This window comes from Methylobacterium mesophilicum SR1.6/6 (genome assembly GCF_000364445.2).
Lineage (GTDB): Bacteria > Pseudomonadota > Alphaproteobacteria > Rhizobiales > Beijerinckiaceae > Methylobacterium > Methylobacterium mesophilicum_A.
In genome coordinates, this window is record NZ_CP043538.1 from 4,944,687 (window position 1) to 4,970,700 (window position 26,014).

Below are 26,014 nucleotides of genomic sequence, written 5' to 3' on the forward strand. Positions count from 1 at the left end.
CTGCAGGCCGGCTTCAGACGCAAAACCGACAACCAGCTTGCGAATTGCTGACCCAAAGCCGAACTTCAGAGCGTCTGCTTCCGGGTAGCTCCCGGGCAACCTCAAGCACCTCATCAGCAGTCGGATTTCGAACTTCGCAATTGGTGCTACGACCGGACACGTGCTCTACGAAGTAATCTGAGCAACGTCTGCGGAACCTCGATCTCCTCAACGGCCCGGATCGATGCTAAGGGTTCCTCTATGGATGAGTTGACCATCGAATTCCCGGATAGCGCGGCTGCGGACGCGACGCGCTTAGCGGAGGACCTAGCTAGGCACGTCAGCACCACCATCGACGGAGTGCGGGCGGAGGTGGCGCCGGGGAGCCCTGACGCGATGGACTTCGGCGCAACCGTCGCGATCATACTCGGCGCCCCGTCGGTTGCCTACCTGGCGAAGGGCATAGCAGACTGGATTCGCCGGCAGGGCGACCCAGCGCTCGTCATCAAGCGAGGGCGCGACTCCATCGTCGTCAAGGGCGGTCTCGACCAGGCGACCAAGCGCGAGCTCATCCTGGCGGCCCTGGGCCGGCCGGCCGGCTGATCGCCCGCAGGCATCGCGTGAGCACGCTCCTGCTATCGCTGGGTGGCGCGGCCTACCCGAACGCCGCCCGTTTGCGGCACGACGCCTTCGCGGCCAGCAGCCGCGCCATCGTCGCAATCCTCACCACCGGCCACCAGCCGCTCGTCAGGCACGACAACCATCTCGACCTGTTGGACGACCCGCGCTCCTGGCCGGACCAGCTGATGACCATGCGCCAATGGCTGCGCGGCAAGATAGCCGTGGATGAGTCATCCGAACCGGGCGTGAGGGTAGATAACGTGCTGGTCCACTACGTCGGGCACGGCATGCTCAAGCCGAACAGCGAAGAGCACTACTTATCCATCAACGCCACGGACGCCGACGACCGCGCGATGACTAGCGCCTCGCTTGCTCAACTCAACGAGATCCTGACTAAGAACGCCGCCCGGCAGCGACGCATATACCTCCTCGACGCGTGCTTCGCGGCTGCCTCGCTCCGCGACATCATGAGCGCAGGCAGAGACGCGCTAGAGGAGAAGGTGGGCGCGATTATCGCGCCGTGGCCGGAGAGTGGCAGGGGCGACCGCGGCGTCGCAGCGCTCTGCTCGGCGGACCGAACCTCTACCGCAAGCGCCGGCGGCGAACGCCAGCTTACGCAGTTCACGGATGGGTTGCTAAGCGTGCTGGAGACAGGAGACGCTGCCCTCGGCGAAGCGATCTCGCTCCGGCAGACGCACCAGCTGCTTAGAACGGTCCTGCGAGGTCGTTACGGCGACGATGCGGTCAAGCCGATCCTAGTCGCGCCCGACGATAGGGATGGTGGCATCGCGGCTGTCCCGATCTTCCCCAACGTAGCCGAACACATCGGTATGCTGGCGCGGACCGCGCTGCCCCTCGCGGCCGCCGCGAATGAATCAGACCTGCCGCCTTCTGCCGGCCGGTCGGGTGGGGCCGCATCCGCCGACGGCGATGTCCACGCGCCTGTCTCCGCTCGACCGGCGGGCACGACTGATGGCTCGACCAGCACGGGGGAAGACGCCGAAGCGTTCGACTGGAGCCCCGCGACCGCCGACGCCTTCTCATCGGGCATGGAGGGTGCCTTGACCCCAGACCAGCGCTTCCGACAAGTGACATACCGCTTCTTCCGCCTGCCCCATTCAACGAAGGACGCGATCGCGCGAAAGATCAACGTCGGCGACGCGACGGATGCTGCACTACCCGACCTAGACCGCTACAAGGCGATGCTGGCCAGAACGCGGGACGCGAACCGCGTCGACCGGCTGGAGAGCATGATCAGCAAGGCGGAAGGTCAGTGATGGAGGCCATCAAAAGGCTGGGCGTTGCTTATGGAAAGCTGGGACTGTCCAGCGATGCCGCCCTGATAGGCAGGCGCGGCGAAGGCGTGAAAGCCGCAGCGGGCGCGTTAGAGCTCGCTGGGATCGCGCCCCTAGTCCAGGCTGCCTTCGGCATCGGCGCGGGCGAAGAGCGGTTCGCCTTCCTAACTGACTTCTCGGGCGACCCTACGTTCGACGTGCAACTCGCGGATCGCGAGGCGCTCCTTCTCGCCGCGGCTGTCGCCGAATGCGAGATCGAGAATGAGAGCGAGATCAGCCCCGATCTTGCGCTCGCCGTCGTGACTTCCGCGTGCGGCGGGCTCCGCTCGGTGCCGATGAACGATCAACTGCTCCCCGTCGCGCGCAGGTACCTGGCGCAATTTCAGGGTCAGGTCGCGGCCCGGCCGAAGCAGCGGGCGGCTCTACAATTGCCGAAGACGCTCTCCGCCACGGTGGAGGCGATAACCAGCAACCCAAGCAGCTACGGGGGGAGCCAGCCCGCTCTCGTCGCAGCCGCGCTTAACGAAGCTAACAAATACGCCGAGGCGGTGTCCGCTGCGGCGCTGACGGGTCACCAGGATCTGCTGCGTCATGTCGCCGATCTGGAGCAGGAGATGCGGACCTATTGGTGGGTGACCGGCGGCTGGAGCGACGGGTCCAGCAAGCCGTTCCGCCAGCTCCAGCTTCCGCTCGCCGCCGTCTGCGCCGGCAAGGAGCTCGCGGACAAGTACACCGGCAAGCTGGGCCTGTTCGCCGCGCCCGCGCTGATCGATCTCCTGCTGGAGCGGGGCCGGCCGGAGCCGATAGGCAACGTTGCCATGCAGGAGGCTGTCGCCATGACCAATCGCAACTGGCGCAAGGCCCACTTTGCGGTGCCGTCGTCAGGCGCCCTCGCCCCCCTTCTCCCGGTGAGCACCGCGATGGGCCTGGCGGCCGGGAGCGATGACGCCGAGGACTGGAAGCCGCGCTTCACCCGCGCGACCGGGATAGAGCCGGACGCCCATCTGCCCGGCACCGAGTTCGCGGTCCAGCTTTACCGCGAGCGCCTGGTCGCCCGGGCGCTAAGATGATCATCGACAACCCGGACAGGTTCGGCTGCAGGCTGCCCGGCTGCGACGGCCCGCGCTCGGGCGTGTGTATCAATAACCTATCATTCGATGAATGCCCTGACGTCGTTGAGCTGAGCGAGCACGAGGATGCCGGGGAGCAGGATGGGGCAGAAGAGCCTGACGACACCGCCCCGCAGACAGTCGACCTACCCGGCGGCCGAAGCCTCGACGCCGCGGCGTGCGACGCGCTGCTCAGACGCCGGGGCGGGACCGTGGTGGGTATCGTCGGGCCGCCCGAGGTTGGAAAGACGACGCTGATCTCTACAATTTACGAGCTGCTGCACCGTCGCCGTATGGCGAGCTTCGGCTTTGCCGGATCGGAGACGCTTCGGGCACACGAGGAGCGTTGCCACCTCGCCCGATTTTCGTCAGGTGTGGCTGCCGCCGACACACAGCGCACCAAGGTCGGGGCCGGACTGCAATTTACGCACCTGCTCATCGCCACTCGGTCCGGCGTCCAAGACGCTGTGTTCGCCGATCGCTCCGGCGAACTGTTCGACAAGGTCCTCGCCCGTCCCGCAGACATCGACGACTTCGTCGAACTCCGCCGGGCGGACGTGATCATCGTCCTCGTCGACCTTGTCCTGCTCACGTCCAGCACGCACCTCACCGTGTCGGCGGTACGACGCCTGTTTATGGCCATGGATCAGCGCGGCATGCTGGAGGATCGACGGGTGCTGCTCGTCGGCACCAAGGCCGACGTCGCAGTGCCGACACCCCGGAGCAGGAAGGCGGCGCGCGAACTGGCCGCGGTGGCAGAGGAGTTCGCGCGCCGCGCGGGCGGGCGCTTCCGCATAGACACGCACGTCGTCGCTTGCCGGCCCCGCAGGGGATCGACGGTGATTGGGGAGGGTCTAGAGCTGCTGCTCTCGGCCGTCCTGGAAACGCCGGCCCCTCGCCCGCCCGTCGCCGACGACTCCTGGCCGCTGCAGCGCTCAGAGCTCGACCAGCTGATGCGCGGCTACCGCGGGTCGCGGCGATGACACGCCAACTGATCGTCGGTATGCCCGAGTCGGGCAAGAGCACCTTCATCGCGGCCCTCCGCCACCTCCTGCTCTCCGCCACGGTCAGCACGGAGCTGACGCTTACTAGGCTCGCCGACGAGGAGAAGCACGTCAATGACTTGGAGACCGACTGGCTGGAGCTGAAGAAGGTGCAGCGCACCAAGCCCGCCACCGAGGGCTGGGTAGAGTTCCACGTCCGGGATGCCGCGTCCGGAACGGAGTCGGTGCTACTGGTGCCCGACCTACGGGGCGAGACGTTCGAGCAGCCGGCCTGCTCCGGCCAATGCCAGGACCAGCTCTACGACGCGATCGCCAACGCGTCAGGGATCGCCCTGTTCACCAGCGCGGAACGCGAGGATGACGCGCTATTGGTCTCCGACCTGGGTGACCTGCTCGACGACAGCGGACAGATCGCACGCGACGAGGCCAACTTCTTCGATCCATACGGGATGCCGGAGGAGGTGAAGATCGTTGAGTTCCTACAGATGGCGAACCGCCGCCCCCTGACTCCTAAACGCCGCCGGATCGCGGTGATGGTATCGGCGTGGGACGTGATCCCAAGCGACAGGATGCCGGATGCGTGGCTCGCCGAGAAGAGGCCGATGCTCGCACAATTTTTACAGTACAACCCGAGTCTGTGGGACCTGCGCGTATACGGGGTGAGCGCGCAAGGTGGACGGCTACCCCAGGACAAGAAGCGGCTCAAGGCGATGAAACCCGCCGAGCGGATCCGCATCGTCGGACACCGGGCCAAGCCGCACGACTTAACGGCGCCGCTGCGCTGGCTGGCGGGCACGTGAGCGCGGGCGCCCAGACCGTGCGCATCGACCAGGTGCTACACGGCTACGAACGCGGACACAAAGAGATCGCCTCGTCGATCCGCCTCGACGAGAAGGCCCGAGCGACCATGCTCGTCCACAGCGACCTGCTTGCCGACGAGGGCGGCGGCATGTACCTGACTTGCTACCCGCTTCGCTCCGCGTCGCGCCACGTCCTAGCGCGGACTTGGTCGGCCGGCGCCGGCTCCCGGCCGGGCAGCGTGTGGACCCATTCGCTGGTGCTGGACTACCAGTGCCTCGCGAAGCTCAACGACCTCGTCGCACTTGAGCCGCTGCTGATGCGATCCGGGGATCCACGCCAGGCCGTGATCGCCAAGCCGCTGGAAGTGTCAGTCAATCTGGCAGGGGCCGACTGCTACGACCTCGGGCCGCACTCCATCGACGCGATGGTGCGGCTCTATGGTACCGGCCAGTCAGAGGGGGCTATCGAGGTGCCTTCCGCCGACCGCGCGACAGACGATCTCCTGGCACTCGCTTTATGGCGGCAGATGTGGCCGGGACTAAGACGGACGTTCTCGTTCGCCGCTGGTCTCGCTGCAAGTCGGCCGGGCGCGGGCCCGGACTGGACCTTGCGCTTCGTGCCGGCGGCATCGCGAGGTGCTCGATCCAACCTTGGACCGGGGTTGCGGGCGCTGCTAAACGACCTGCCCCTGCGTGGTCCCACCGAACTGCGGCGGTTCCTCAGCCGCTATGCGTCCGAGGCCACCAACCCCCGTCGCGCCGCAGAGCCGCTCGCCGCGCTCTGGTCTGATCCCGACGCTCCGCTTCGAGACCGCCTCCGCACGCTTGGCCGCGTCGGCGGGGACCGGCTCAACCGACTCACCCGCGATCTGATCTCCCAAGAGCTGTCGACGGCTGACGATCCGAACGCGCTCATGACGATGGTCGAGGAGCTGGGTAAGCAGTCGCTCGACGTCGATCCCGCCCGTGCCGTGCCAATGGCGGACGGTATGGATCAGAAGTCGTTCACTCGGTTGCTCGCGATCGCGGGCACGTCGGCCCCCGACCAGCTGGGCGGGCGTATCTTCGAGGCCGTGGTCCGCGGGTGCGAACCCGGCCGGCTGGCTAAGGCGGCCGGGGTCTCGAACCGGGAGCGCATGCTCGCGTTGCGCCCCGGATTAATTGCTCGCATCGACTTCTGGCCAGCCGACGACGCAGACCGTGCGATTATGATCGACCGGCAGCCGGCGGCGCTTGGACTGCAGGATGGACTGGCGCTGTTCGGCCTCAGCATCGGGCCCATGACGGCGAGATCGCTTCTGGCTAGCGACCAGGACGCACCCACTTCGGTGGTGCTCGGCATGCTCGCGTTCAAGGATGCCGCGGTGGTGCGAGTCGCCGCTCAGCAGCTCCTTGCCCAGCCTGAGCAGCTGGGGGATGCGCTCGCGAGCCTCGACCACGCGGGCGCCCTGGACAAACTGGCCGAGGCCCAGATCGCAGACGGACCCCCGCCCCCGGCAGCCCCCGCCTGGTGCACCTGCCTCGCGCGCCTTGGCACAAAGGCAGCTGCGGCAAACACCGTCGTGGTATGCCACGTCGCGGCCATGAACGTGGGCGGGCCAGCCGGGCTTGAGACGGCGCGATCGACGTTCGATCCTCTGATGCGGCTTGCCATCAGGCACCGGCTAACGCGCGAGCAGGAGGCCTACCTGGAGCGCGCGATATCTAGTGGGCGCCTGAACGTGTGGCGACTCGCCGACCGGCTCGCGGAGGCTGCGCTAAATCGCTGGCCGCCGCAGAGCGGCAGCGCGGGTGCATTCGCGCTGAGCGAAGATCGGGAACACGCGCGCGCGCTCATCGACTCCGCCGTGACGGTTCTGACCAAGTCCGCTCTGCAGCTGGCGACGCTCGCCCCCGACGTGCCGCCCGCAACCGCCATCCTTATCCGAAGGAAGCTAGACACGCCCGCGTGGATGCCCTGGTGGAGTTGAGCTTGTCGCCTCTTAAGCCGACCCTGCGCGTTCGCGCGAAGCCCGCATGCGGGGGAAGTGAGCCGCTGCCTAGCTCAGCAGAACCGTGCTTCGTCCGAGTCGGGTGTGAGGCACGTGAAAGGAAATAGGCGGTTGGCCGATATCAGGAACAGCGGGTGTAACCGTCGGTGACCTGATGCCAGAAGCAAAATTCGTACTTGCCTAAGATAGGTCAATAGCCCCATTAAATTCGGCGATCTTGTCCGCTCTCGGGCGAACACTTGATGTCAGATGTTGGCGCTTTGCGGATCTGCCGTCGATTTTTAAAGGGGGTGTGGAGCGCTTAAAACCGAGCGTTGACCAAGGTCCACTCGGATGGTCCATTTCCCAGGTCCGATGCCACTTGAGACGGGTGGTCAAGGGTCCAACCCCTTGATGTCGTACCCCTTCGGTTTTGGCTGAGAATCCTGGCGCCCCAGCCAAGTTCCTGAAGGACGACCGGGCCTTCAGGACCGGAACACGACCGCCCCCCCGCAACAGACGGTTTTTCGGGGCACGAGAGCCCGCATAGTCCCGGACAGCCACCGGAACGCTGCACCGAGGCGGCGCAGGGCGCGCGGGTGGGAACACCGTCGGGTTTCCAGGGCTTGCAGCGGAACATCCTGCCACCGCAGCGCGTGATCGCCCATGACCCGTCTCTTGATCCCCGCCCTCCTGCTCGCAGGGTGCTTGGCGTCGTCCGCACGGGCGGCCGACGCTCAGGCCGGGCCAGACGCGCTCGAGCCCGTGCTGCACTCGGACAGCTTGGTCTTCAACGGCATCACCCGCGCGAAGGACGGCCGGGTGTTCTCGCCGTTCCAGCGCCAGTCGAAGGGCAAGGGGATCGAACTCGGCGAGTGGCGCGACGGCAAGCCCGTCGCCTTCCCCGATGAGGCGTGGAACGCGTGGAAGCAGGGCGATGACCCGGCCAAGGCCTTCGTGGCGGTCAACGCCATCCGCATCGGGCCGGAGGGCGATCTCTGGGTCGTCGACAAGGGCGCGCCCGGCATGGGCGAGGCGCCGCTTCCCGGCGGCCCCAAGCTGGTGCAGATCGATCTGGCCACCAACACCGTGCGCAAGGTCTACCCGCTGCAGGCGGCGACCACCGACCGTAGCTTCATCGACGATTTCCGCTTCAACGGCCGCAACGTCTACCTGACGGATGCCGGCCAGCCCGGGCTGCTCGTGCTCGACCTGGACACCGGCGGCCTACGGCGGGTGCTCGATGGACACTGGTCGACCATCGCGCAGCGGCCGCTCACCGGCCAGGGCCGGGTGCTCCGGGACGACAAGGGCAAGCTCCTGTTCATCCACGCCGACCAGCTGGAAGTCTCCCCCGACGGCAAGACGTTCTACTATCAGGCCTGCACCGGCCCGCTCTACAGCATCGAGACGCGCTATCTGGATGACGCGAACCTGAGCGACGCGGAGCGGGCCAAGCACGTGACGCTGTTCGCCGCCACCGTGGCCACCGGCGGAACCGCGATCGACGCGGACGGGACGATCTACGCGAGCGACACGGACGGTCTGCGCATCCTCAAGATCTTGCCGGATGGGACGATGAGCACGCTCGTGGAGGACCCGCGGCTGGTCTGGGTCGACGCGATGTGGATCGACGAGCAGGGCGGCCTGTGGATCCCCGCGGCGCAGATGAACCGCACGCCGACGATGAACGGCGGCGAAGCGTCGGCGGTGAAATTCCCGACCACGATCTACCGGATGCAGATCGGGGCGAAGCCGCTGCGCAACTGATCGGCGGAACGAAGCTGACGCTCGGTGATCGCGGCCGATGGCCGGTGGCGACCCGAGGCGCGGCTCCAGCACCCGTTAGAGCGTCCGGGAAGCGGCCGTTCTCCGGCCTGCATACCGCTTCGACCCGGGGCCGATCCGGCGCCCATCCCTGCCGGAAGATCCTCCCTGCCGGAAGATCATGTCCATCCCGTCACGCGTCCGGCCTCCGGAGGGATCGGCCTCGCGCCGCTTCCGGGGACCGATGCACGGCACAACCCCTACGCCGCGGCCCGCACCTGTGCCGTGCGCTGATCGAGGAGGAGGATGGTCGCGTCGAGCACGGGGTCCAGAGCGTCGCAATCGCCGAGACTTCCGACGAAGGCACCGTCGCGCGCCGCCATCTCGATCGGCTTCAGGCGCCCGACAAGGACCAGGGCTCCGATATTGGCGCTCATGGATTTCAGGCTGTGAGCGGCCCGGGCGATGGCGGGCTGGTCCGCCGCCGCGACGGCGTCCCGCAGGGCCGACAGGGCGACGGGTGCCTGCTGGCGGTAGAGATCGACGACGCGGGCCAGGAAGGCGCCGTCCCCGAGGCTCAGCAGGCCGTCGATGACGTCGCCGTCCAGCAGCGCGTCCGGGTCGGCCTGCGGCTCGGACGGCTCGACCGGGTTGGGCGCCTCACCCGCGACATGCTGTTGAAGCAGGTGCGCGAGCTGCGCCAGGGTGAAGGGCTTGGGCAGGATGCCGTCCATGTCGGCGGCCTGCGCGGCCTCGGCCGCGTCGGCCAGCACGTGGGCGGTGAGCGCGACGATCGGCGTGCGCCGTCTGCCCATCCGCAGCTCGTGCTGGCGGATGGTCCTGGCCGCGGTGAACCCGTCCATCACCGGCATGCTGCCGTCCATCAGGACGATGTCGAACGGACGGGCCGCACTGGCCTCGGCCGCGGCGAGCCCGTCCTCGACGGTCACGACATCGGTGACACCGCACCGGGCCAGGGCCTCCACGGCCACCTCGCGATTGACGGCGCTGTCGTCGGCCACGAGCACGCGCGCGCCGGGAAAGCGCGGCAGGGACGGGGCCGGCTTGCTCGCGTGCACGGGGACAGGCTCGACCGCCTCGACGGGCCAGCGGGCGAAGAAGGTCGAGCCTGCGCCCACCTCGCTGTCGACGCCGACGCTGCCCCCCATGGCCTCCACGATGCGTTGGGCGATGGAGAGGCCGAGCCCGGTACCGCCGAAGCGCCGCGTCGTCGACTGATCTGCCTGGGAGAAGGCCGAAAAGATCGCGCCGAGCTTGTCCTGCGGAATGCCGATGCCGGTGTCGGTCACGGAGAGGACGAGGAACCCGTCGGCGGGGTCGATCTCCATGCGCAGCGTGACCTCGCCCGCCGCGGTGAATTTCAGCGCGTTGGAGACGAAGTTGCTCGCGACCTGACCGAGGCGCACGGGGTCTCCGAGGATGGCCCGCGGCACCTCCGGGGCGATCTGCGCCGTCAGGCCGAGCCCAGCCGATCGGGCGCGTTCGGCGAAGAGCGCGACGACCGTGTCCGCCACTTCGACGGGGCTGACCGGCACCCGCTCGAGGTCGAGCTTGCCGGCTTCGACCTTCGCGAAGTCGAGGATGTCGTTGATAATCGCCAGCAGCGATCTACCGGATCGCGCGATCACGTCCGCGTAGCGGCGCTGGCGCGGCGGCAGGTCCGAACCCGCGAGCAGCTCGGCCATCACGAGCACGCCGTTCATCGGCGTGCGGATCTCGTGGCTCATCGTCGCCAGGAAGGTGGATTTCGCCGCGTTGGCGGCTTCGGCCGCGTGCTTGGCCTCGGTCAGGTCGATCGTCCTGGCCTTCACCTCCGCCTCGAGATGCGCGCTGTGGGCGGCGAGCTGATCGTCGCGCTCGTTCACGGCCGAGAGGAGATCGTTGAAGGTCCGCGCGAGCCGGCCGACCTCGTCGTCGCTCGTCACGGGCGCGCGCCGCGTGTAGTCGTGGCGTAGGCGCACGGCGTCCATGGTCCCCGCCAGCAGCGCCAGGGGTCGCATCACGCTCCGCTGCAACTGCAGGGACACGCCGATCCCGATGGCGACGGCGAGCAGCGCCGCGAGTCCCGCGTTCTCCGCGGCGTCCAGCACGCGGCCGACGACGAGCGGGGTCTCGCGGATGAGCACCACGCGGCCGATCGGGACGCCGTTGTCCATGATCGTCGCCTCGCCCCGCAGGGTGCGGGTTCCGAGGATGCTCCACGGCGATATGTCCTGCGCGTCGAGGGCCGTGTCCCGGTTGAGGCGCAGGCCCAGGCCCTGCTCGGCCAGGATCGTGCCGTCCCGCCCCTCGACGGCGCCGTAGACGATCAGCGGCAATTTGCCGATGGCCCGGAGCGTGGCGTTCATCGCCTCCTCGTCGCCCGACGCGGCGGCCTTCGCGCTCCCGAAGGCGAAGACCTGGGCGATCGTGTTGAGCGCCTCGCGCTGATCCTCGGTGAAGCGGTCGAGCTCGCGCCAGACCGACAGGCCGGCGGCGACGATCAGGGCCGCCGTGACGGCGCCCGTGACGACCAGGGCGATCCGGCCCGCGACGGAGCGGCCCGGCCTCACCCACGTGTGCCTCCACGTGTGCCTCACGCTGCGCTCCCCTTCGCCAGTCTCAGGCGGCCTCGGCCCAGGTCTTCTCGACCTCGCTCCAGCCCGCGAGGAAGGCCTCGACGCAGCGCGGATCGAAATGGAGCCCGGCCTGCTCGGCGACGAAGGCCCGCGCGCGCTCCAGCGGCCAGGCCTGCTTGTAGGGACGCTCGGAGACGAGGGCGTCGAACACATCCGCCACCGCCACGATGCGGCCGGGGAGCGGGATCGCCGCGCCCTTCAGCCCCCGCGGATAGCCGGTTCCGTCCCAGCGCTCGTGGTGGCTCTCGGCGATCTCGGCGGCGATCCGCACGACGTCGGAGCTGCTGCCCTCCAGGATCTGCCGACCGCGCTCGGCGTGCTTCTCCATCTCGGCGCGCTCCTCGGCCGACAGCGGCCCCCGCTTGAGCAGGATCGAGTCGGGGACCGCGATCTTGCCGACATCGTGCATCGTCGAGGCGAGCTTCAGGATCTGGATGTCCGGCGGCGCGAAGCCGAGATTCCGGGCGATGACGTCCACATAGCCCGCCACCCGCGCGATGTGGTTGCCGGTATCGTTGTCGCGGTGCTCGGCGGCGCGCATCAGCAGGGCGATGATCTCGTGCTCCCGCGCTTCGATGACGGCCACGGCGGACGCCACCTCGCGGGCGAGCCACGCGGCGCGGTCCTGCTGCTGGCGATGGGCGGCGCTGATCTTCAACAGATTGGCGATCCGCGCCTGGATCTCGACCGGGTCGAACGGCTTGCCGAGGAAGTCCGTGGCCCCCGCGCGCAGGGCCTGATGGCGCAAGCTGCGCTGGTCCATGCTCGTGACCATGACGATGGGGACGTGCGCGAAGCCCGGGATGTCCCGCGCGGCGGCGATGATGTCGAGGCCGGTCAATTCCGGCATGTCGTAATCGGTGACGACGACGCCGATCCGGTCGACGTTCTCCCGCAGGAAGGCGAGCCCGGCCTTCGGGCAGGTGAAGGCCACAGGCTCGCAATCGGCCACGGGCTTCAAGGCCTGCACCATCAGCAGGTTGTTCATCTCGGCATCGTCGAGGATCAGCGCGAGCACCACGAGCCTCCAGACGATCCGTCCGCGAAAGAGGATGTCATTGCGAGATCACGACCCTGCCGCCGAGGGGGCCGACGCCCTTGGGCACGGGCACGCTGGTGCCCTCGTAATTGGCGTTGAGGTAGAGGTTCGGCCCCTCGTACAGATTGACCTGCCGCGTCACGACGACGGTGTAGGCGGATTGGTCGGCGACGGGCTTGTCGGCGTCGATCACGAGGCGGCCCGAGGGCAGGTAGATCGTGCCCAGCATGGTGCGGGCATTGTTGCTGATGATCCGGTAGATCCGCATCGGCGCCGTCTGCCCCAGCGGAGCGGGGGTGGGCGGCACAGGGGCGCCCGTCGAGTCGTCCGTCACGCCCAGCGCCGGATCGAGCGGAGCCGTCACGGCAGGCTGCTCGGACATCAGCATCCCGGCCATCACGCCGGTCGTCGGGGCCGAGAGGCTGACGGTGGTCTTCTTGTCGAAGAGGAGGCCCGCCTTGTCCCCCGCGAAGTAGAGGCCGACATCGACGCCCGTCAGCGTCGCGTTGTCCTTCACGATGAGCGGCCCGTCCTTGAACACGTAGATGCCGGGCCGCATCGTCACCGTGGCGTTCTTCTTGACCGTCAGGCCTGCGCAGTAGGTGCCGGGTTCGAGCGTGACGTCCTTGTCGATGGTCGCCATCTTGCCGAGCGGCAGCAGGTTGAACGGGAAGGGCAGGCTCGCGCAGCCGCCGACGGGCGGCGCGACGCGACCCTGCAGGGGATCCTGGATGACCGGGCATTCCGTCTGCGGCGGGGGCGAAAAATTCGCCCGGACGCCGGAATAGCCCCCCACCGAGCAGATCGTATCGGCCCGCGCCAGGGCGTTGGCGCCCCCGACCATCCCGAGCGGGCTCACCGAGTCGGAGTAGAGCGCGCAGCCCAGCGCGGTGACCTGCGCGTTCTTCTGGAGGTTGAAGGCCCCCGGCGCACTCGGATCGAGGGTCAGCATGCACAGGCGCATCTTGCCGACGATGCTGACCTTGGCCTGCGCGGCGACGGTCTGGCTGGCGAGGCCGATGAAGCGGCCGAAGGTGAGCGCCACGCGGTCTTCGGCACGGGCGAACACGCTGGTCTTGTCGTCCGCCACCGCGACGGTGATGGCCAGCGGCTTGTCGGCGGGTGCAGGCGCGTTGGCGACGATGATCTGCTCCACGGCTCCCCGAACGGAGGCCGCGTCCGAGGCGGCGAGCTTCAGCGCGTTGCCGCCGGCCAGGGCACCGGCGTCGACGGCATTCTGGATCTGCGTGCGGCGCGCCACCAGGCGGGCGTAGTCGACGCCGCCACCGACGAGTCCGAACAGGACCGGGGACGAGAGGGCGAAGGTCAATGCGACGCCACCTCGGCCATTCCTGGCGAAGGCAAAGCCCCGCATGCGCCATCGGCGGGCAGAGATCTGCCAGCGGACATTCACCCTGATGCTCCTCATCGTGGGGTCTGGATTCGACCCGGCGGGTCGATGTGGAGAAAAATTAGCGGAGAGAAATAGCTAACATCTTAATCCGGCACACGAGATCTTGTGACCGTCGGCTGCCAGACCCAGCGCGCGCCGCTGAAGATCGGGAAAATCTCGGACGCCGCCCGGGGACCGGCCGAGAAAAGCGATCTCACGTACGATCCATGCCGGGACGGAAACAACTTATGGATGCAATTGGCATGGCCGGCTGCACAATCGTGACGGGCGCCGTGACGGAAGCGCTTTGTCCACCACGTTTCCGATCTCTTGGATCCGGCCGCCCAGTGCCGGGGCCGCGAGGGGCGACCGGACGCGTTGAGGGAGTGGCATGCCTGCCAGCCGGACACGATCGACGCGGACGATATCGCGGCCGCGCAGCGCGGAGTACCGGGGATCGATGTTTCTTCACAAACCGTAAACGAGCCGTCGCTATCGCTGGTTCGTGATGCTCCAGTATTGCCACAGGTCAGCCCAATGTCTCAGATCCTACGACGATTTATCCGCGACGAGTCCGGCGCTACAGCAATTGAATACGGGATGATTGCCGCCCTTATCGCGGTCGTCGTTATTGCCTCGCTCAGGCTCGTGGGCGTGAGGCTCGGCACGAAGTTCAGCGCGATTTCCAACAACCTGAACTGAAAAAGCCTCCCGTCGGAAGCCTCGCGGCGGCAGCCCGGGCGACCGGGAGGGACTAGTCGGTCGCACTGACGTCGGCGCCGCCGGCCGGTAAGCTCCCGCGCCATGCACAAGCTCGCGCCGGCCAGCCTCTACCGGCTCCGCACGCTCGCCCAGACCGGCCCGCGCTTCTACCAAGTGAGCGCCTACATGCGCCGCATGGAAGTGCTGGGATTGATCGCGGCCACGGGTCGAACGGATCCCGCGACGGACAGCGCTGAGTACAGGATCACCGACGCAGGCACGGCCGAGCTGGCAACGCGCTACGGCTCATCCTCGACGAAGCCTCGCGACGACGTCTGACCGCTGCCATTTCGCCCCGGGCCGATTGCGGCCCGTTCGGGCAGCCGGCGACCATCTTGTAATCAGTCTTCGGAGCCCTAACCTTTCCTGTAATCAGCTTGCAGGAGCCCTTCAGATGCTAAGGCTGCTGGACAACCGGGATGGAACCTACGCCATCTATTTCGGCGAACAGGAACTGATTGCGGGCCTGAATTATCGCCAAGCCGTTCGCTTCACCCTCAGGTCGCACCTCCTGCCGCAACGGTAGTGTGCGGTCGCGGCGGCGCGCGCGAAGAGGGCCCGTCGCGGCCAGCCGGGCGGGCGCTCTGTTGATAGTTCAGCGCAAGTCTCGACCCATGTCGTGATCGCTGCGATCGGCATTCAACGATCGAAATACCCCCGCACAGCTGTGCTTGCTGGGTGAGACGGTCGATCGTTCCGGTGTCGAGGGACGTTCCACACGCAGGCAGGCGTGCCGGTACCGATCGACTGGCTCTCCGCCGGTCGGACCGGGGCGTCGCTTGGCCTCAAGGCGTCAGGTGCCACCATCGCCCGTCGTCCTTCCGCCTCAACTGCACACGCTCTCGCCTGCCAGGTTGCGGCCGACTGAGTTCAGGCCCGTCGTCTCGCTTCGAGGTGTTATCAGCATTCAGAGGAGATGAACCCAGGACGATTTAGGCGATTGAGCTTTCATGGAGGTAGCCATGACGCCATTCCGCACGCAAATCGCCGCATCGATTTTGATTTCGTTGTCGACGGGCGCCGTGTTCGCTCAGGTAGACCGCACGAAGACGGGCGTTGATCCGCTCTCGACTGAAAAGGCGCCGAACACCACGGTGGTCGGGCAGACCAAACCGCCGAGCCGGGATGCAAGCCCAACATCCACCACGTCGATCGAGCGCAAGACGCCGCGTCAAACCGTGGACGACGCTATCAGCACGAGGGTCTGCGTCGGATGCGGCGGAGAACCCGCCACGACAGGTGCCCTTCCAGTGGCACCCGCGCCCGCCGCGCCGTCACCCGTCCTGCCCCCTCAAACGCGCGATGTTCGACTTGACGAGTTGCGCACACCGTCCGAACCCAAGAAGCAACCCGATCTCGACACCTTCGCTCTGGCCTCGGCGCATCGCGAGCGGGCGGAGTCGGCGCAGGAGAAGACCAACGGCCTGTGGCAATCCTGGCTGGTGTCGGTTTGTGACGGTTGCGGCGACCAGAAGCCGGCCAAGGCCCTGAAACTGGAAGACTGGCCGAACCGCACCGCGCCCCTGACGACCGGCTCAGTGGATCAGAAGACTCCAGCCGCGAAGATAAACCACGCCGAGGCCAAGCGGATCGCGGTTCCTCATCAGCGGAGTCTGGAAGCGGATCTCTCGCCGGACATCGTCGACTCGATCCGGCGGATGCCGCAATGACGATGAGGCAGAGCGAGTCCGTCGGGAGTCCCGGCCGGCGCCCTCGTCCGCCCTCTCCGAAGCACCACGTCCGGAGCGAGCCTGTCGATGATCGAGACGCGATCCTCCGCTGCCTCGGTGCGCCGGCGGCGATGCGGCGGGTACGGTCAGATCAGATAGACCGTACCGTGCTCCTTGAACGCCTTCGGGCAGTTGCTCTCATCGACCAGGCGCTGGGCTTCCGCGAGTGTCAGGTGCCGATCTGCCGCCACTTCGGCGAGGGTCATCCATCTGGTCTGCATGTCCGTCCTGCTCCTGATTTGGCAGTCAACGGCGCTGGATGCGAATGGTTCGGGCGCACGGAAAGGCCCTGAACGGCCCTGTGCCGGGCGGCACCGTCCGCGAAGTCGGCCGCCGACGCCGCGGTCCTGATCGGCGCCCCGCCGGGGCCGCGCATCCGACGGGTGAGAGATCCACGAAGAGCACCCTATCCGGCGGCAGATGGCGGCCGGAGCGGTGGATCGAACCGGCTCCAGGGCGGACGTGAGCGCTCCCTCCGTCTTGTCGCAGCACGAAAGCTGCTTCTGTGGATCGGGGACTTCTGCACAGGCGCCTTGATCGATCGATTACAGTTCAATCGCCTAACGCGACGGTAATTCACCTCCCGCAGGATGCCTCGCCTGCGAGGAGTGAGTCATGCGGACGTGGATGGTGGCGGGGGCGGCGATCCTGGCCTTGACGGTCGGCAGCGACGCCGCGCAGGCGCGGGGTGGCCGAGGGTTCGCGCGCCTGTTCTCCGGGCATTCCCACACGTCTTACCGGTCGGCCGCCCTGAACCAGCCGAGTCGAGTCCATGCAGAGCCGAGAGCGGGCATTCTCGGCTACCGGCCCGCGCTCGTCCTCGCACCGAAACCGGTGGCTCCGGTCGTCGCCGCGAGCGCTGCGCTTCCCGCATCCTCAGCCGAGACGCTCGTGCCGGACGTCCCGGCCGCGCCGCCGACCCACGTCGAGACCTCGCCGCCCGCTCCGATTCGAGAAGCGCGTGCGCTCCGTCCGTCCTGCGCACCGGGGAGAATGGTCGGCGGATCAGGGAGCGAAGGGACCGGTTTCTGCCTGATCAACTAGAGCGCCCGCCGCCGAAATGGACGCCTGTCAGCGCCGGAAAGCGCGTCACACCACAGGCTCGGAGCCGTGCCTGATCGCGACGCGCACGGTACACAGGGCCGGGAATCCCTGGACCGGCTCTCCAACCCTCGACCTCATTCTGAGGTGCCGGCGCTCGGCGCAGGCCGCGAAGGAGCCCTCTAGCCAGCCGCGGGATCCCTGGAGGCCTCCTTCGCGGCCCGCTGACGCGGGCACCTCAGGATGAGGGATCTGAGTGGGATCACCCCACACGACGTGCTGTCGCGTACGGTGTGCACCGCGATCAGGCGCGCCTCTGTCGGCGTGCGACGGCTCGTCGGCTGATGCGGCGCGAGGCTCAGGCGCGTGAAGCGCCGGGCACGACGGCCGTTTCCGTGCGCGCCCCGGCCGCGCCTCCTGCGGCGATCCGGGGCGGCCGCGCTCACCTCCCGCGCCCGCTCTTGAGAAGGACGAGCCGGGTGAGCTCTGCCTGCCGGGACACGCCCGTCTTGCGGAAGACTGCGCGCAGCTGGGTGCGCGCCGTGTCGACCGTGATGCCGAAGCGGTCGGCGGCTTCCTTCAGGCTCACGGTACCGTCGAGGTTCGACGCGAGCCGCGCCTCGGCGGCCGTGAGCCTGTAGTCCGTCATCAGAATTTGCTGAAGGTCGGCGGATCTGCGGGGCTTCGGGCACCGGCGCAGGACGAGGAGCGCGAGCTTGGGCGGCAGCACAAGCAGACCCAAGCGTCCGGCGCTCAGGAACTTCGGATCGACGGTCATCGTGCAGGCGGCGAAGGTTCCGGCTGCCGTCGTGATAGCCGGAGCTGCCGAGAAAGGCCCCAGCGCAGCGTCTGGAGCGCACGTGGTGGCCACTGCGCCGCGGATGCTCGCGAGAAGGTTGCGATCACGCACGTCCAGGATGTTGAGACTCCCGCACCTCAGGATCTTGCCATCCCGCAGCAAAGCTTCCGCCGCTTCGTTCGCGCCGTAGATCCGCATGTCCTGCGCGACCAGGAGCGCTGGCTCGACAAGAGCATCGAGGAGGGAGCTTCTCAGCCGCCTCGGTCCCGCATGGCGACTGGCGTCGAGCGTCCGCCGGATGCGTGGACCGAGGATCTTCAGGAGAGGCTCGTAGATCCCGTTGGCGGACTCGGCGCGTCGAAGGTCGTAGTGCAACGAAATGAAGCCGAGGCGGCCATCGCTTTCGGCGATCCTCATGCCGCTCGACGCGTCGGCGCCTCCGGCTCGAGACAGCCAATCCGTGTAGAACTCCGTGTGCGCAAACTCGGAAGCCGGCAGGAGTCGTTCGCTGAAGATCGGCTGCATTGCCGGAGCAGCCAGCATCACCGGCATCCAGGGATTGATGGCGTTGTAATACGCGGCATACCGGGCAACCACGCCGTCTGGCCAGCCGGAGGAGGTCAGCGGCACGGCGCTTTCGCCGAGGATATCCACCACCTGGATGCCGGTTTTGCCCCCGGGCACGGCGGTCGCGAAGGCCGCCATCACGTCCTCCCACGCGTCGGGATCGAACGCCGCGCGATCAATCAGCGCTCCAATATCTTCAGCAAGGGCGACGACCCTGGGATTGTGATCGTACAGCGGTCGCATCCCGGAATACCCCGCAGGCCGAGTGCTGAGGCCTATTCAGCCATGATGCCGTTGCCGAGATCTGTTTTCAAGACAGCCTTCAGTGTTGGATCAGAAGCACCGGCCCGACGGCGAACATCATCGTTCACCTGTGAAATTGGCCCGACCGACCGCCCGGGACACGCAGAAGTGTTCGCACCCTCGACCTGTCCGAGGGCGACCTTGCGGGGGCGGCCTGGACGCGACCGGCCAGACCCCGGCCGGCCAAACCCCGGCCGGCCATGTCCGCGGCCCCACATGTCCGCGGCTCCACATGTCCGCGGCTCCACATGTCCGCGGCCCCATGAGGAAGCCCATGTCCGTCGTATTCGACCTGGACGGAACGCTCGCGCTGACCGAGCCTCGCGCGCACGTCCGCGCCGGTCCCGGGCGCAGGGATTGACGCGGCTTCCACGCGACCTGCGACCAGGATGAGCCCTGCCATCCGATCATCCGGACGCTTCTCGCCCTCGACGCCGCCGGCAACGCGGTCGAGATCTGGTCCGGCCGCTCGGACGCGGTGAACGACACGACCACCGCGTGGCTCAGCGCGCATGGACTGGGGCACATTCCGGCCCTCCGGGTGTCGCGCGCAGTCGTCGGGCCGCGTGCCTGCGCGATGCACGGCCTATAGCCCTACCGGTCCGGTCGCGGTGCCCCGGCCACGCCGCGCATCGGAATGCGTCCGGACCGCGTCTCCGGGAAACCGCATCAACGGGTGCGCACCGCCCGCAGATGCTGGCCGTGCGTGCGAGGGCTCGGGACCGGCGAACCCGTCGGAATTCCCTGACGACGGGAGCCGGATCGGAGCCGCGACGGTGCGGCGTTGCGCCATGGAACGTCGCACCACCGCGCCGCCTTTCCCGCCCATGCGCTCGGCCAACGCCGCCGCGCCTCGACCTGGAAAGGCCTTCAATGCTGAAGTTCGCGCGTGGATCAACGGCGCTTGCGCTGCTCGTCATCGCGGGGCCGGCCTTCGCCCAGGGCAAACCCCTGGCGCCGCCCGCCAGCGATGCGATGCCGCCGGTTGAGCTGACGATCAGCCTGAAGGACGGCAAGCCGGTTTGCGACCCGGCCGAACTCCGCCTTCCGGCCGACACGAATGTCGCGCTGAACATCGTCAGCAGCGCCGACGTGCCCGTCACGATCACAGCGCCCGGCCAATTCGAGAACGGCCTGGTCCTCCACGCGGACGGCGACCTCGTCCATGTGGCGAGCGAGAAGGGTTACACCGTCAAGCAGAACGGCAAGGGCACGCTGCGGCTGCGGACGATGAAGGCCGGTCAGGAGACGTATGCCTGCACCAGCACCCGCAACATCGATGCGCCGTTCAAAGGCAAGCTGGTCCTGAGCGCACCCGCCCAGTGAGACCGCGACCTTCGGTGCAGCCATGACCGACGCTACGGCCGACCAGCCTCTGAGCGTCTACTACGATGGCGGTTGTCCGCTCTGCCGCGCCGAGATCGACCATTACCGGCGCTGCGCGGGGGCGGATCGGGTCGCCTTCATCGACGTGGGGCGCGTCGTCCCGGCGCCGGCCCTCGGGCCCGGCCTCACCCGCGACGCAGCCTTGCGGCGCTTCCACGTACGCGGCGCGGATGGAGGCCTGGTCTCCGGTGCCGCCGCCTTCGCCCGCCTCTGGCAGACCCTACCCGGCTGGCGCTGGCTCGGCCGCCTGATCGAGCTGCGCCTGCTCGGCTTTCAACCCGTGCTGGCCGGCGCCGAGTGGGCCTACCGGCTGTCGCTGCCCCTGCGTCCGCGGCTGGCGCGACGGCTTGCGCGAAGGCACTCCGGCGGACCGTAGACCTGCCGCGACCATCGCGACAGATCACGACAGATCACGACCCAGGGCGCCACGGGGCGACGCCGGGCATCGGCTCGGTCCCACGACCGCCCGTGCGGATCACGTGCGGACGGCCGCGCGGGATCGATCCCGAACGGGCCTGGGTCCCGTGCGGCGCCGCTGCCAAGCCGGTCGGTCAACCAGCGCCGCAAGACTGGACCGAGGCCGAACGTATCCTCGATCGATCGACACGCGGGAGTAGCCGCGGGCGATGGGGTGGCGGCCTCATGCGCGCGCCGTCCGCGCTCGCCCGGCGGATGGAATGGACGCGAAGACCGATTCCACGACGGGCCGATTGGGCGTATCTGTATACGAATCACGATCCTGGCGACGACGGTTGTCTGCAACGGAGGAAGCTATGGGCCTGCTCGCATTCATCCTCATCGGGGGTCCATGGGTCGCGGCAACGGCGTGGCTTTGGCACCGCGAGGGCGGCCTCGAAGCGTCCCGGCGCGCCCTGCAGGGTGAGACTGCGCACAATCGCTGACGGCTTCGGTCGGCGCGCGCCCAGGCTGGCCCCGCCCCGGGCGGGACCTTGGCCGCCCGTCCCCATGCTGTTCAGGCAGGACGAAGGCGCGACGGAAGGCGAGGGGCCGAATTTCGCGCCGCGGGGAACAGGCCGCCCGGGCTCTGTCAGAGCGGCGCGGGCGGCCCGCAGCCGTCCGATCCGGCGGTCGCAGCGCGGCTGATCCGGCCCGTCAGGTCTCGGTGAAGACCACGCCGAACCGGGCTCCGGTGCGCCGGACGACCATGCAGCGCCGCGACGTCTGGTCGATCGCGGTCAGCAGCGTGAAGGCTTCCGGCACGGCATCGTCATCGCCGGCCTCGAGCAGCGCGCCCGTATCCGACATGTTCCAGACGAGGCACCGCAGCCGCCGACCGGACTCGTGATCGAGGATGTGCCCCGCGCTGAAGCAGTCCGTCCTGCCGGACAGGCGTTTCTCGGTCGTCATGGGCGCTCCTGCAGATTCTGCCACCATTCAAATATTGGCTCCTATTGATGCAAAGCTTCCCGCCAATGAAAGGCATCGAAATCCTTCACGTCGTGCTTACTATCGAATGAATGAAGTCGCGCGATATGTATTGATCGTCCGGAAACGGTCACGGTGCCGCAAGGCGGTGAAAGGCGCCGGTTTCGATCCAGGATGATCCGGCGCCCCGCCGAAGGGGGAGGGCGTTTGGAGAGCGATGATCCGACCGCCGAAACCGCGGGCGGCGGGTCGTCCGCGCTGCCGTCGCCCTGGTCACGCGGAACAGGATACCGGGTTCACGGCTGAGCCTCGGCTTCGTCATCCCCGCCGGTGGCTCCGGTCGCGGGCCCGGGGCGGTAAGCATCGAGCGTCGCGTAGGCGTCCGTATGGGTGAGACCCAGGCGCTCCATGTCGGTCAGCAGGGCCAGGATGTCCGCGTCGACCGGTTCACCATTCTCCTTGCGCTCGATCAGCGTGTTCACCAGTTCCAGGCCGTTGATCGCGGTCGCGTCGGGTTCGTTCGGATCGGGGAAAGCCATGGCGGGTCTCACACTGCGGGGCCCCTGGAGTTAGGTCGCGGCCTGAGTCCCGGCCACACGCCGCCCGCGCCGCTCCCGGAGGAGCCGCGCGGGCGGTCCCGGCGGGCGGGCGTGGAGGCGCGATACCGCCCCGGCGGGGAGGCGCTGTCAGGCGGCCAGGCGCAGCTTCTCCCTCTGCCGCCGCCGGATCGGGACCGCGTCCGCGGGACGCGCCAACAACTGGTCGAGTTGCGAGCAGTGCAGGGCAGTCACACCCCTGGCATGGGCCATCGCGAGCGCTGCGCCACTGAAGCGACCGTTCGTGATCACGTAGGCGGCCGCGCAACCGCTGCGCTCGGCGGCGGACGCGACCGCGTTGACCGGCAGGCATTCGAGCTCGCGGGTCGTCCACGCGAAGCGCGCGACGAAGCGGTGCCGGTCGCGGATCAGGACGAAATCGTCGTCCTCCTGATAATCCAGCCGCCAACCCAGGGACTTGAGGCAGCGCAGCATCAACACCTCGAAGCTCTCGGGCGAGACGCTGACGCGATCAACGAAGGTCCAGGATTCGATCTCCCTCTCCAGGATCGAGGCAAATTCCGCGTACAGCGCCCGTCGAAAGCTCCCGATCCAGAAGAAGGCTCGGACCGGCCCCGGCACGTATGCCCGGTGAAGCCGCCCCAGCTCCGCATCTTGAAGAAACTCGAACTCGGCCCGGCTCTTGGCGTGGCGCTCCCTCCAACGGCTCTCGATGAGCAGTCGCTCGGCATCGCGCCTCAGGGTCTCGCGACATCGGGCGGAGGCCCGGGCGTGCAGATGCAGATAGGCGATCAGCAGCAGGGCCGCCGTCACCCAGAGGCCGAGACACGTCGCAAACATGGCGGCGAGGCTTTACGAATTGGGCAGGTTGGACACTTATCGGCCGCAGACCTTAATCGGACATTGCTGAGCAAATTTGGTTTCCCTTTGCTTTCGCAAGTCTTTGGAGATGGTGAACGCATCCTTCGCGACGGCAGCGCGAACGGCGGATCGGCGGCGGAAAGCGATGGCCATACGCTGACCGTAGCGGGACCGGCATGGTCCGGGCGTATGCGGTCGAGTGCGCCCGCGGTCGGGACTCGGCGCTCCGGCAGCAGCCCCGATCGACATGGCCCGACGACCTTGCCCCGGAACCGCCCCGGCCTTGAGCCGCGATACGCCGTGCCGCTGCGGCGTGTGGATCACTCTGCCGAACGAGCGGCTCGAGGGCCGCATGGTGCAGCGGGCATTTCCGGCTCCCCTCGCGCGGCTGTTCGCTCCGGATTCTGGGATTGCGGTCCGGGTAAGCCCTCATCGTCGGTGGAGGCGAAGCCGAGAAAGGCAGGATCCAGCTCGTGCATGAAGCACGGGGGCGAGCTGTACGTGCCGAACTCCGATGCTGTCGCGTCGGATGGAGCGCCCGACGTCGTCGCCCGTGCGGTCATCGAAGATTTCGTCCTCGGCATCGAGCCAGCCAAGTCACAGATCCGCCGGCTCTGATTGCTCCGCGAAGGTGAACATGACGTCCCCGGTCCGCTCGCAGGATACGCTGACCGAGGTGGCCCCGTTCTGCCCGCGCTGGATGGGAAGCTGAGCCTTGGCATGGGCGACGGCGGCCTCGAGGTCGCAGGGCCAAAGCTTGGTGGAGCTCACCCGTTTGCCTTTTCGAAACGTAATCTTGTACGCCATCGTCTCCTCCTTTTTTGCGGAGGATACACCTTTTAACCGGGTGGGCACGTCCGTTGATGACATAGCAAGGATGCGTATTGGGCGGCGAGCACCGCTGAACTCACATCTCAAGACGCTTGCGATCTTCGGCAGCGAGGCTGACTGCACCGCGGTCGGCGCCCCGGTCCCGCCCAAAGCGCCACCGCGTCCTCCGGCCACCGGTGCCACCGGACGATCCGGCGGCACCGGTTCCGAACATCCACACCCCTCACTCGGCCGAGACGGCCGTGGCGACAATGCGCGGGGAAGCGGGAGCGGTCGGCACAAGACGCGGCGTCGTGGCCAGCTCGGAAGCCGGGCGGACGGTCGCCGTGGCGCGGGCCTGCTCGCGGTAGAGCGGCGGGGTCAGGTGAATGGCCTCATCCGCCCGTGCGGAACCGACCACGGATCCGGCGGCGATGGCGATGAGGGCGACGGTACGAAGGGTCATGATCCTGATACCTCTCGATGGTCCGGGCTCGTGCCCGGGGTCGAGCGATATCTACGCTGCACAGCAACATGATCCAAACAGATTGGATCGATAGCAAAAATTGATAGTATCAATATCTGAGCGAGGTCGCTGGGTCTCGGCGGTATTGCGAACGCGCCCTTGGCGTCCAAGCGGCGCAAGCGATCGCCCCACGGGCAGCGGCCTTTCCGTCCGGATGCCTGAATCCAAGAGATCCGGCCCGGTGCCCATCCGCTGATCGGCTTCCGGCGCAGAGGACGCTGTGCACGGGACCGGTTACCATTGTGGTCGCGCTGTGTTGACCCGTCAGCGGCACCGGCGGACCGCCGGATCATCCCGGCCGCCATCCACACCGCCATCCGCGCTGACCAGCACGGCGCGATCCGCTCACGCCGGCACCGGACGCTCAGCGGCCGAGTTCGACCGGGATGCTGAGATCGGCCACGCCCGACAGGCCCAGCAGGGCGGAGGGCGGCGCGGGAAGGGGACCGACACCCTGAACGGCACGGAGCGCGCGCTGATCGAGGTCCGGCGAGCCGGAGCTGTCCTCGATCTCCACCCGCTGCACGGATCCGTCCGCGGCGATCTGCACGCGAACCACCGCGCTGCCGGCGGCCCGGCGCGACCCTGGCTGCCGCGCGGCCTGATCCGCGGCGTCGATCCGCGTGACGAGACGGGACAGCCAGTTCCGCACCGCGCGGTCGGAACGTTCCCGCGCCGGAGCGGGGTCGGCCCCGGCGATCAGGAGCAGGCCGAGCACGACGATCCCGGGGATGAGCACGCGTGACGTCATGCGGGGACAGGGGCTCCGTGCGCGCGGGAGGAACGACCGACCCAACCGCACGGATCTGCCTCACGCGACTCCGGATAGCCGGATGCCGTCAGGAAACGGTTACGGATTTCCGGCCCTTCGGACCCGCGGCGGCCAGCATGACATCGTCGCTGCCGACTTCGAGCCCGGTATAGCCGAGCATCTCCGCGAGCTGCGTCCGGGCGCGCCAGACGCGACTCTTCACCGTGCCGATGCGGCACTTCATGACCGCCGCGGTCTCCTCGTAGGTAAGGTTCTCGATCGCCACGAGGACCAGCGCCTGCCGCATGGACGGCGCCAGACGATCGAGGGCGGCGCGCACGTCGCTCAGGTCCAGATGTCCGCCCTGCTCAGGCAGCGAGACCATCCGTTCCGCCTGGGTGCCGTCCTCGTCCTGCACCTCGCGGCCCCGCTTGCGGTGCTCGTTGTAGAACTGGTTGCGCATGATCGTGAACAGCCACGCCTCCAGATTGGTGCCCGGCGCGAAGCTGGCGCGCGAGCGCCACGCCCGCAGCAGCGTGTTCTGCAGGAGGTCGTCGGCGCCGACATGGTTGCGCAACAGCGAGCGCGCGAAGCGCTGGAGGTTGGGCACCATCCCCAGGAGGGAGGCCTGGAACGCCGTCTCGCGGCCGTCCTGCGCCCGGCCGAACGCGGCGTCCAGCAGCGTCAGGAGTTCGGCGAAGCGGTCCGCGATGGGCGGCTCGGCCGCGTCGTGCGCATAGGTCGCTGCGAGCAGATGGCCGAGATGATACTGGACGCTGTCGGGGAGCCGAGGCGCCTGCGTGTCGATTGTATCATCGTCGAGCGTGAGTGCGAGCATGACAGCCGATCACCTGAGAGGGACGAGAGCATGGGCTCAGCTATAAGTCTCAGAATATGCAGCCCCTGCCGCAACATAGAT

General features: G+C 67.9%; 26 protein-coding genes. 14 read left to right on the forward strand and 12 right to left on the reverse strand.

Going from position 1 to position 26,014, the window contains the following annotated elements; all coding sequences use genetic code 11:
* Positions 1 to 240: 240 nt before the first annotated feature.
* The 7 genes from MMSR116_RS23410 (at position 241) to MMSR116_RS23440 (ending at position 8,548) form a co-directional block, all read left to right on the forward strand.
* Entirely contained in the window at positions 241 to 582 is a 342-nt protein-coding gene (locus MMSR116_RS23410) for a hypothetical protein (RefSeq protein ID WP_010686067.1), read from the forward strand.
* Positions 583 to 599: 17 nt separating this feature from the next.
* Entirely contained in the window at positions 600 to 1,877 is a 1,278-nt protein-coding gene (locus MMSR116_RS23415; RefSeq protein WP_010686066.1) for a caspase family protein, read from the forward strand.
* Complete coding sequence (locus MMSR116_RS23420; protein WP_010686065.1) at positions 1,877 to 2,965, forward strand: GTPase-associated system all-helical protein GASH; 1,089 nt, start codon at positions 1,877 to 1,879, stop codon at positions 2,963 to 2,965. Before MMSR116_RS23415 ends, MMSR116_RS23420 begins: the two co-directional genes overlap by 1 nt.
* Positions 2,962 to 3,987 (forward strand): TRAFAC clade GTPase domain-containing protein, encoded by a 1,026-nt coding sequence (locus MMSR116_RS23425; RefSeq protein ID WP_010686064.1) that lies wholly within the window; start codon positions 2,962 to 2,964, stop codon positions 3,985 to 3,987. Before MMSR116_RS23420 ends, MMSR116_RS23425 begins: the two co-directional genes overlap by 4 nt.
* Complete coding sequence (locus MMSR116_RS23430) at positions 3,984 to 4,808, forward strand: hypothetical protein (protein ID WP_010686063.1); 825 nt, start codon at positions 3,984 to 3,986, stop codon at positions 4,806 to 4,808. Before MMSR116_RS23425 ends, MMSR116_RS23430 begins: the two co-directional genes overlap by 4 nt.
* A gap of 17 nt (positions 4,809 to 4,825) precedes the next feature.
* The gene (locus tag MMSR116_RS23435) at positions 4,826 to 6,778 is read left to right on the forward strand and encodes a hypothetical protein (protein ID WP_010686062.1); all 1,953 of its coding nucleotides are present in this window, start codon (positions 4,826 to 4,828) and stop codon (positions 6,776 to 6,778) included.
* Between the two features lie 666 nt (positions 6,779 to 7,444).
* Positions 7,445 to 8,548, forward strand: coding sequence for an SMP-30/gluconolactonase/LRE family protein (locus tag MMSR116_RS23440; protein ID WP_010686061.1), 1,104 nt, complete (start codon positions 7,445 to 7,447; stop codon positions 8,546 to 8,548).
* A 257-nt stretch (positions 8,549 to 8,805) separates the two neighbouring features.
* Here MMSR116_RS23440 and MMSR116_RS23445 read toward each other — a convergent pair whose 3' ends face one another.
* The 3 genes from MMSR116_RS23445 to MMSR116_RS23455 are packed head-to-tail and all read right to left on the reverse strand — an operon-like array spanning position 8,806 to position 13,652.
* Complete coding sequence (locus tag MMSR116_RS23445) at positions 8,806 to 11,118, reverse strand: ATP-binding protein (protein WP_010686060.1); 2,313 nt, start codon at positions 11,116 to 11,118, stop codon at positions 8,806 to 8,808.
* A 49-nt stretch (positions 11,119 to 11,167) separates the two neighbouring features.
* Positions 11,168 to 12,202, reverse strand: coding sequence for an HD-GYP domain-containing protein (locus tag MMSR116_RS23450; RefSeq protein ID WP_010686059.1), 1,035 nt, complete (start codon positions 12,200 to 12,202; stop codon positions 11,168 to 11,170).
* A 37-nt stretch (positions 12,203 to 12,239) separates the two neighbouring features.
* Positions 12,240 to 13,652 (reverse strand): TadE/TadG family type IV pilus assembly protein, encoded by a 1,413-nt coding sequence (locus MMSR116_RS23455; RefSeq protein ID WP_244625520.1) that lies wholly within the window; start codon positions 13,650 to 13,652, stop codon positions 12,240 to 12,242.
* 501 nt (positions 13,653 to 14,153) lie between these two features.
* Between MMSR116_RS23455 and MMSR116_RS32590 the strand changes: the two genes are divergently transcribed.
* The 3 genes from MMSR116_RS32590 to MMSR116_RS23470 all read left to right on the forward strand — a co-directional run bounded on the left by MMSR116_RS32590 (position 14,154) and on the right by MMSR116_RS23470 (position 16,048).
* On the forward strand, positions 14,154 to 14,318 hold the full coding sequence (locus MMSR116_RS32590) for a Flp family type IVb pilin (protein ID WP_083920293.1): 165 nt from the start codon (positions 14,154 to 14,156) through the stop codon (positions 14,316 to 14,318).
* A gap of 102 nt (positions 14,319 to 14,420) precedes the next feature.
* A complete protein-coding gene (locus MMSR116_RS23465; RefSeq protein ID WP_010686056.1) occupies positions 14,421 to 14,657 on the forward strand; it encodes a hypothetical protein in 237 nt (78 codons plus the stop codon).
* Positions 14,658 to 15,340: 683 nt separating this feature from the next.
* On the forward strand, positions 15,341 to 16,048 hold the full coding sequence (locus MMSR116_RS23470; protein ID WP_010686054.1) for a hypothetical protein: 708 nt from the start codon (positions 15,341 to 15,343) through the stop codon (positions 16,046 to 16,048).
* Between the two features lie 146 nt (positions 16,049 to 16,194).
* Here the strand turns inward: MMSR116_RS23470 and MMSR116_RS32295 are convergent, their stop codons facing one another.
* On the reverse strand, positions 16,195 to 16,329 hold the full coding sequence (locus MMSR116_RS32295) for a hypothetical protein (protein WP_010686053.1): 135 nt from the start codon (positions 16,327 to 16,329) through the stop codon (positions 16,195 to 16,197).
* Between the two features lie 394 nt (positions 16,330 to 16,723).
* Between MMSR116_RS32295 and MMSR116_RS23475 the strand changes: the two genes are divergently transcribed.
* Positions 16,724 to 17,152 (forward strand): hypothetical protein, encoded by a 429-nt coding sequence (locus tag MMSR116_RS23475; protein WP_010686052.1) that lies wholly within the window; start codon positions 16,724 to 16,726, stop codon positions 17,150 to 17,152.
* A gap of 439 nt (positions 17,153 to 17,591) precedes the next feature.
* Here MMSR116_RS23475 and MMSR116_RS23480 read toward each other — a convergent pair whose 3' ends face one another.
* The gene (locus MMSR116_RS23480) at positions 17,592 to 18,758 is read right to left on the reverse strand and encodes a helix-turn-helix transcriptional regulator (RefSeq protein WP_010686051.1); all 1,167 of its coding nucleotides are present in this window, start codon (positions 18,756 to 18,758) and stop codon (positions 17,592 to 17,594) included.
* 933 nt (positions 18,759 to 19,691) lie between these two features.
* Between MMSR116_RS23480 and MMSR116_RS23485 the strand changes: the two genes are divergently transcribed.
* Positions 19,692 to 20,144 carry a hypothetical protein gene (locus MMSR116_RS23485; RefSeq protein ID WP_010686049.1) on the forward strand — a complete coding sequence of 151 codons (453 nt, stop codon included), beginning with the start codon at positions 19,692 to 19,694 and terminating at the stop codon, positions 20,142 to 20,144.
* 22 nt (positions 20,145 to 20,166) lie between these two features.
* Positions 20,167 to 20,580 carry a thiol-disulfide oxidoreductase DCC family protein gene (locus MMSR116_RS23490; RefSeq protein ID WP_010686048.1) on the forward strand — a complete coding sequence of 138 codons (414 nt, stop codon included), beginning with the start codon at positions 20,167 to 20,169 and terminating at the stop codon, positions 20,578 to 20,580.
* Between the two features lie 737 nt (positions 20,581 to 21,317).
* Here the strand turns inward: MMSR116_RS23490 and MMSR116_RS23495 are convergent.
* The 3 genes from MMSR116_RS23495 to MMSR116_RS23505 all read right to left on the reverse strand — a co-directional run bounded on the left by MMSR116_RS23495 (position 21,318) and on the right by MMSR116_RS23505 (position 22,987).
* Complete coding sequence (locus MMSR116_RS23495) at positions 21,318 to 21,572, reverse strand: hypothetical protein (protein ID WP_039894279.1); 255 nt, start codon at positions 21,570 to 21,572, stop codon at positions 21,318 to 21,320.
* A gap of 314 nt (positions 21,573 to 21,886) precedes the next feature.
* Complete coding sequence (locus tag MMSR116_RS23500) at positions 21,887 to 22,129, reverse strand: hypothetical protein (RefSeq protein ID WP_010686046.1); 243 nt, start codon at positions 22,127 to 22,129, stop codon at positions 21,887 to 21,889.
* A gap of 147 nt (positions 22,130 to 22,276) precedes the next feature.
* Entirely contained in the window at positions 22,277 to 22,987 is a 711-nt protein-coding gene (locus MMSR116_RS23505) for a restriction endonuclease (protein WP_010686045.1), read from the reverse strand.
* 498 nt (positions 22,988 to 23,485) lie between these two features.
* On the opposite strand from MMSR116_RS23505, the gene MMSR116_RS23510 reads away from it, so the two are divergent.
* Positions 23,486 to 23,626, forward strand: a complete 141-nt coding sequence (locus MMSR116_RS23510) for a hypothetical protein (protein WP_158169111.1) — start codon at positions 23,486 to 23,488, stop codon at positions 23,624 to 23,626.
* Here MMSR116_RS23510 and MMSR116_RS23515 read toward each other — a convergent pair.
* The 4 genes from MMSR116_RS23515 to MMSR116_RS23530 all read right to left on the reverse strand — a co-directional run bounded on the left by MMSR116_RS23515 (position 23,606) and on the right by MMSR116_RS23530 (position 25,933).
* Positions 23,606 to 23,815 (reverse strand): hypothetical protein, encoded by a 210-nt coding sequence (locus tag MMSR116_RS23515; RefSeq protein WP_010686044.1) that lies wholly within the window; start codon positions 23,813 to 23,815, stop codon positions 23,606 to 23,608. The two genes, MMSR116_RS23510 and MMSR116_RS23515, sit on opposite strands and share 21 nt — an antisense overlap.
* 247 nt (positions 23,816 to 24,062) lie before the next feature.
* The gene (locus MMSR116_RS23520; protein ID WP_010686043.1) at positions 24,063 to 24,284 is read right to left on the reverse strand and encodes a hypothetical protein; all 222 of its coding nucleotides are present in this window, start codon (positions 24,282 to 24,284) and stop codon (positions 24,063 to 24,065) included.
* A 424-nt stretch (positions 24,285 to 24,708) separates the two neighbouring features.
* On the reverse strand, positions 24,709 to 25,095 hold the full coding sequence (locus MMSR116_RS23525; RefSeq protein ID WP_010686042.1) for an energy transducer TonB family protein: 387 nt from the start codon (positions 25,093 to 25,095) through the stop codon (positions 24,709 to 24,711).
* Positions 25,096 to 25,183: 88 nt separating this feature from the next.
* Positions 25,184 to 25,933, reverse strand: a complete 750-nt coding sequence (locus MMSR116_RS23530; protein ID WP_010686041.1) for a sigma-70 family RNA polymerase sigma factor — start codon at positions 25,931 to 25,933, stop codon at positions 25,184 to 25,186.
* Between the last annotated feature and the right edge of the window lie 81 nt (positions 25,934 to 26,014).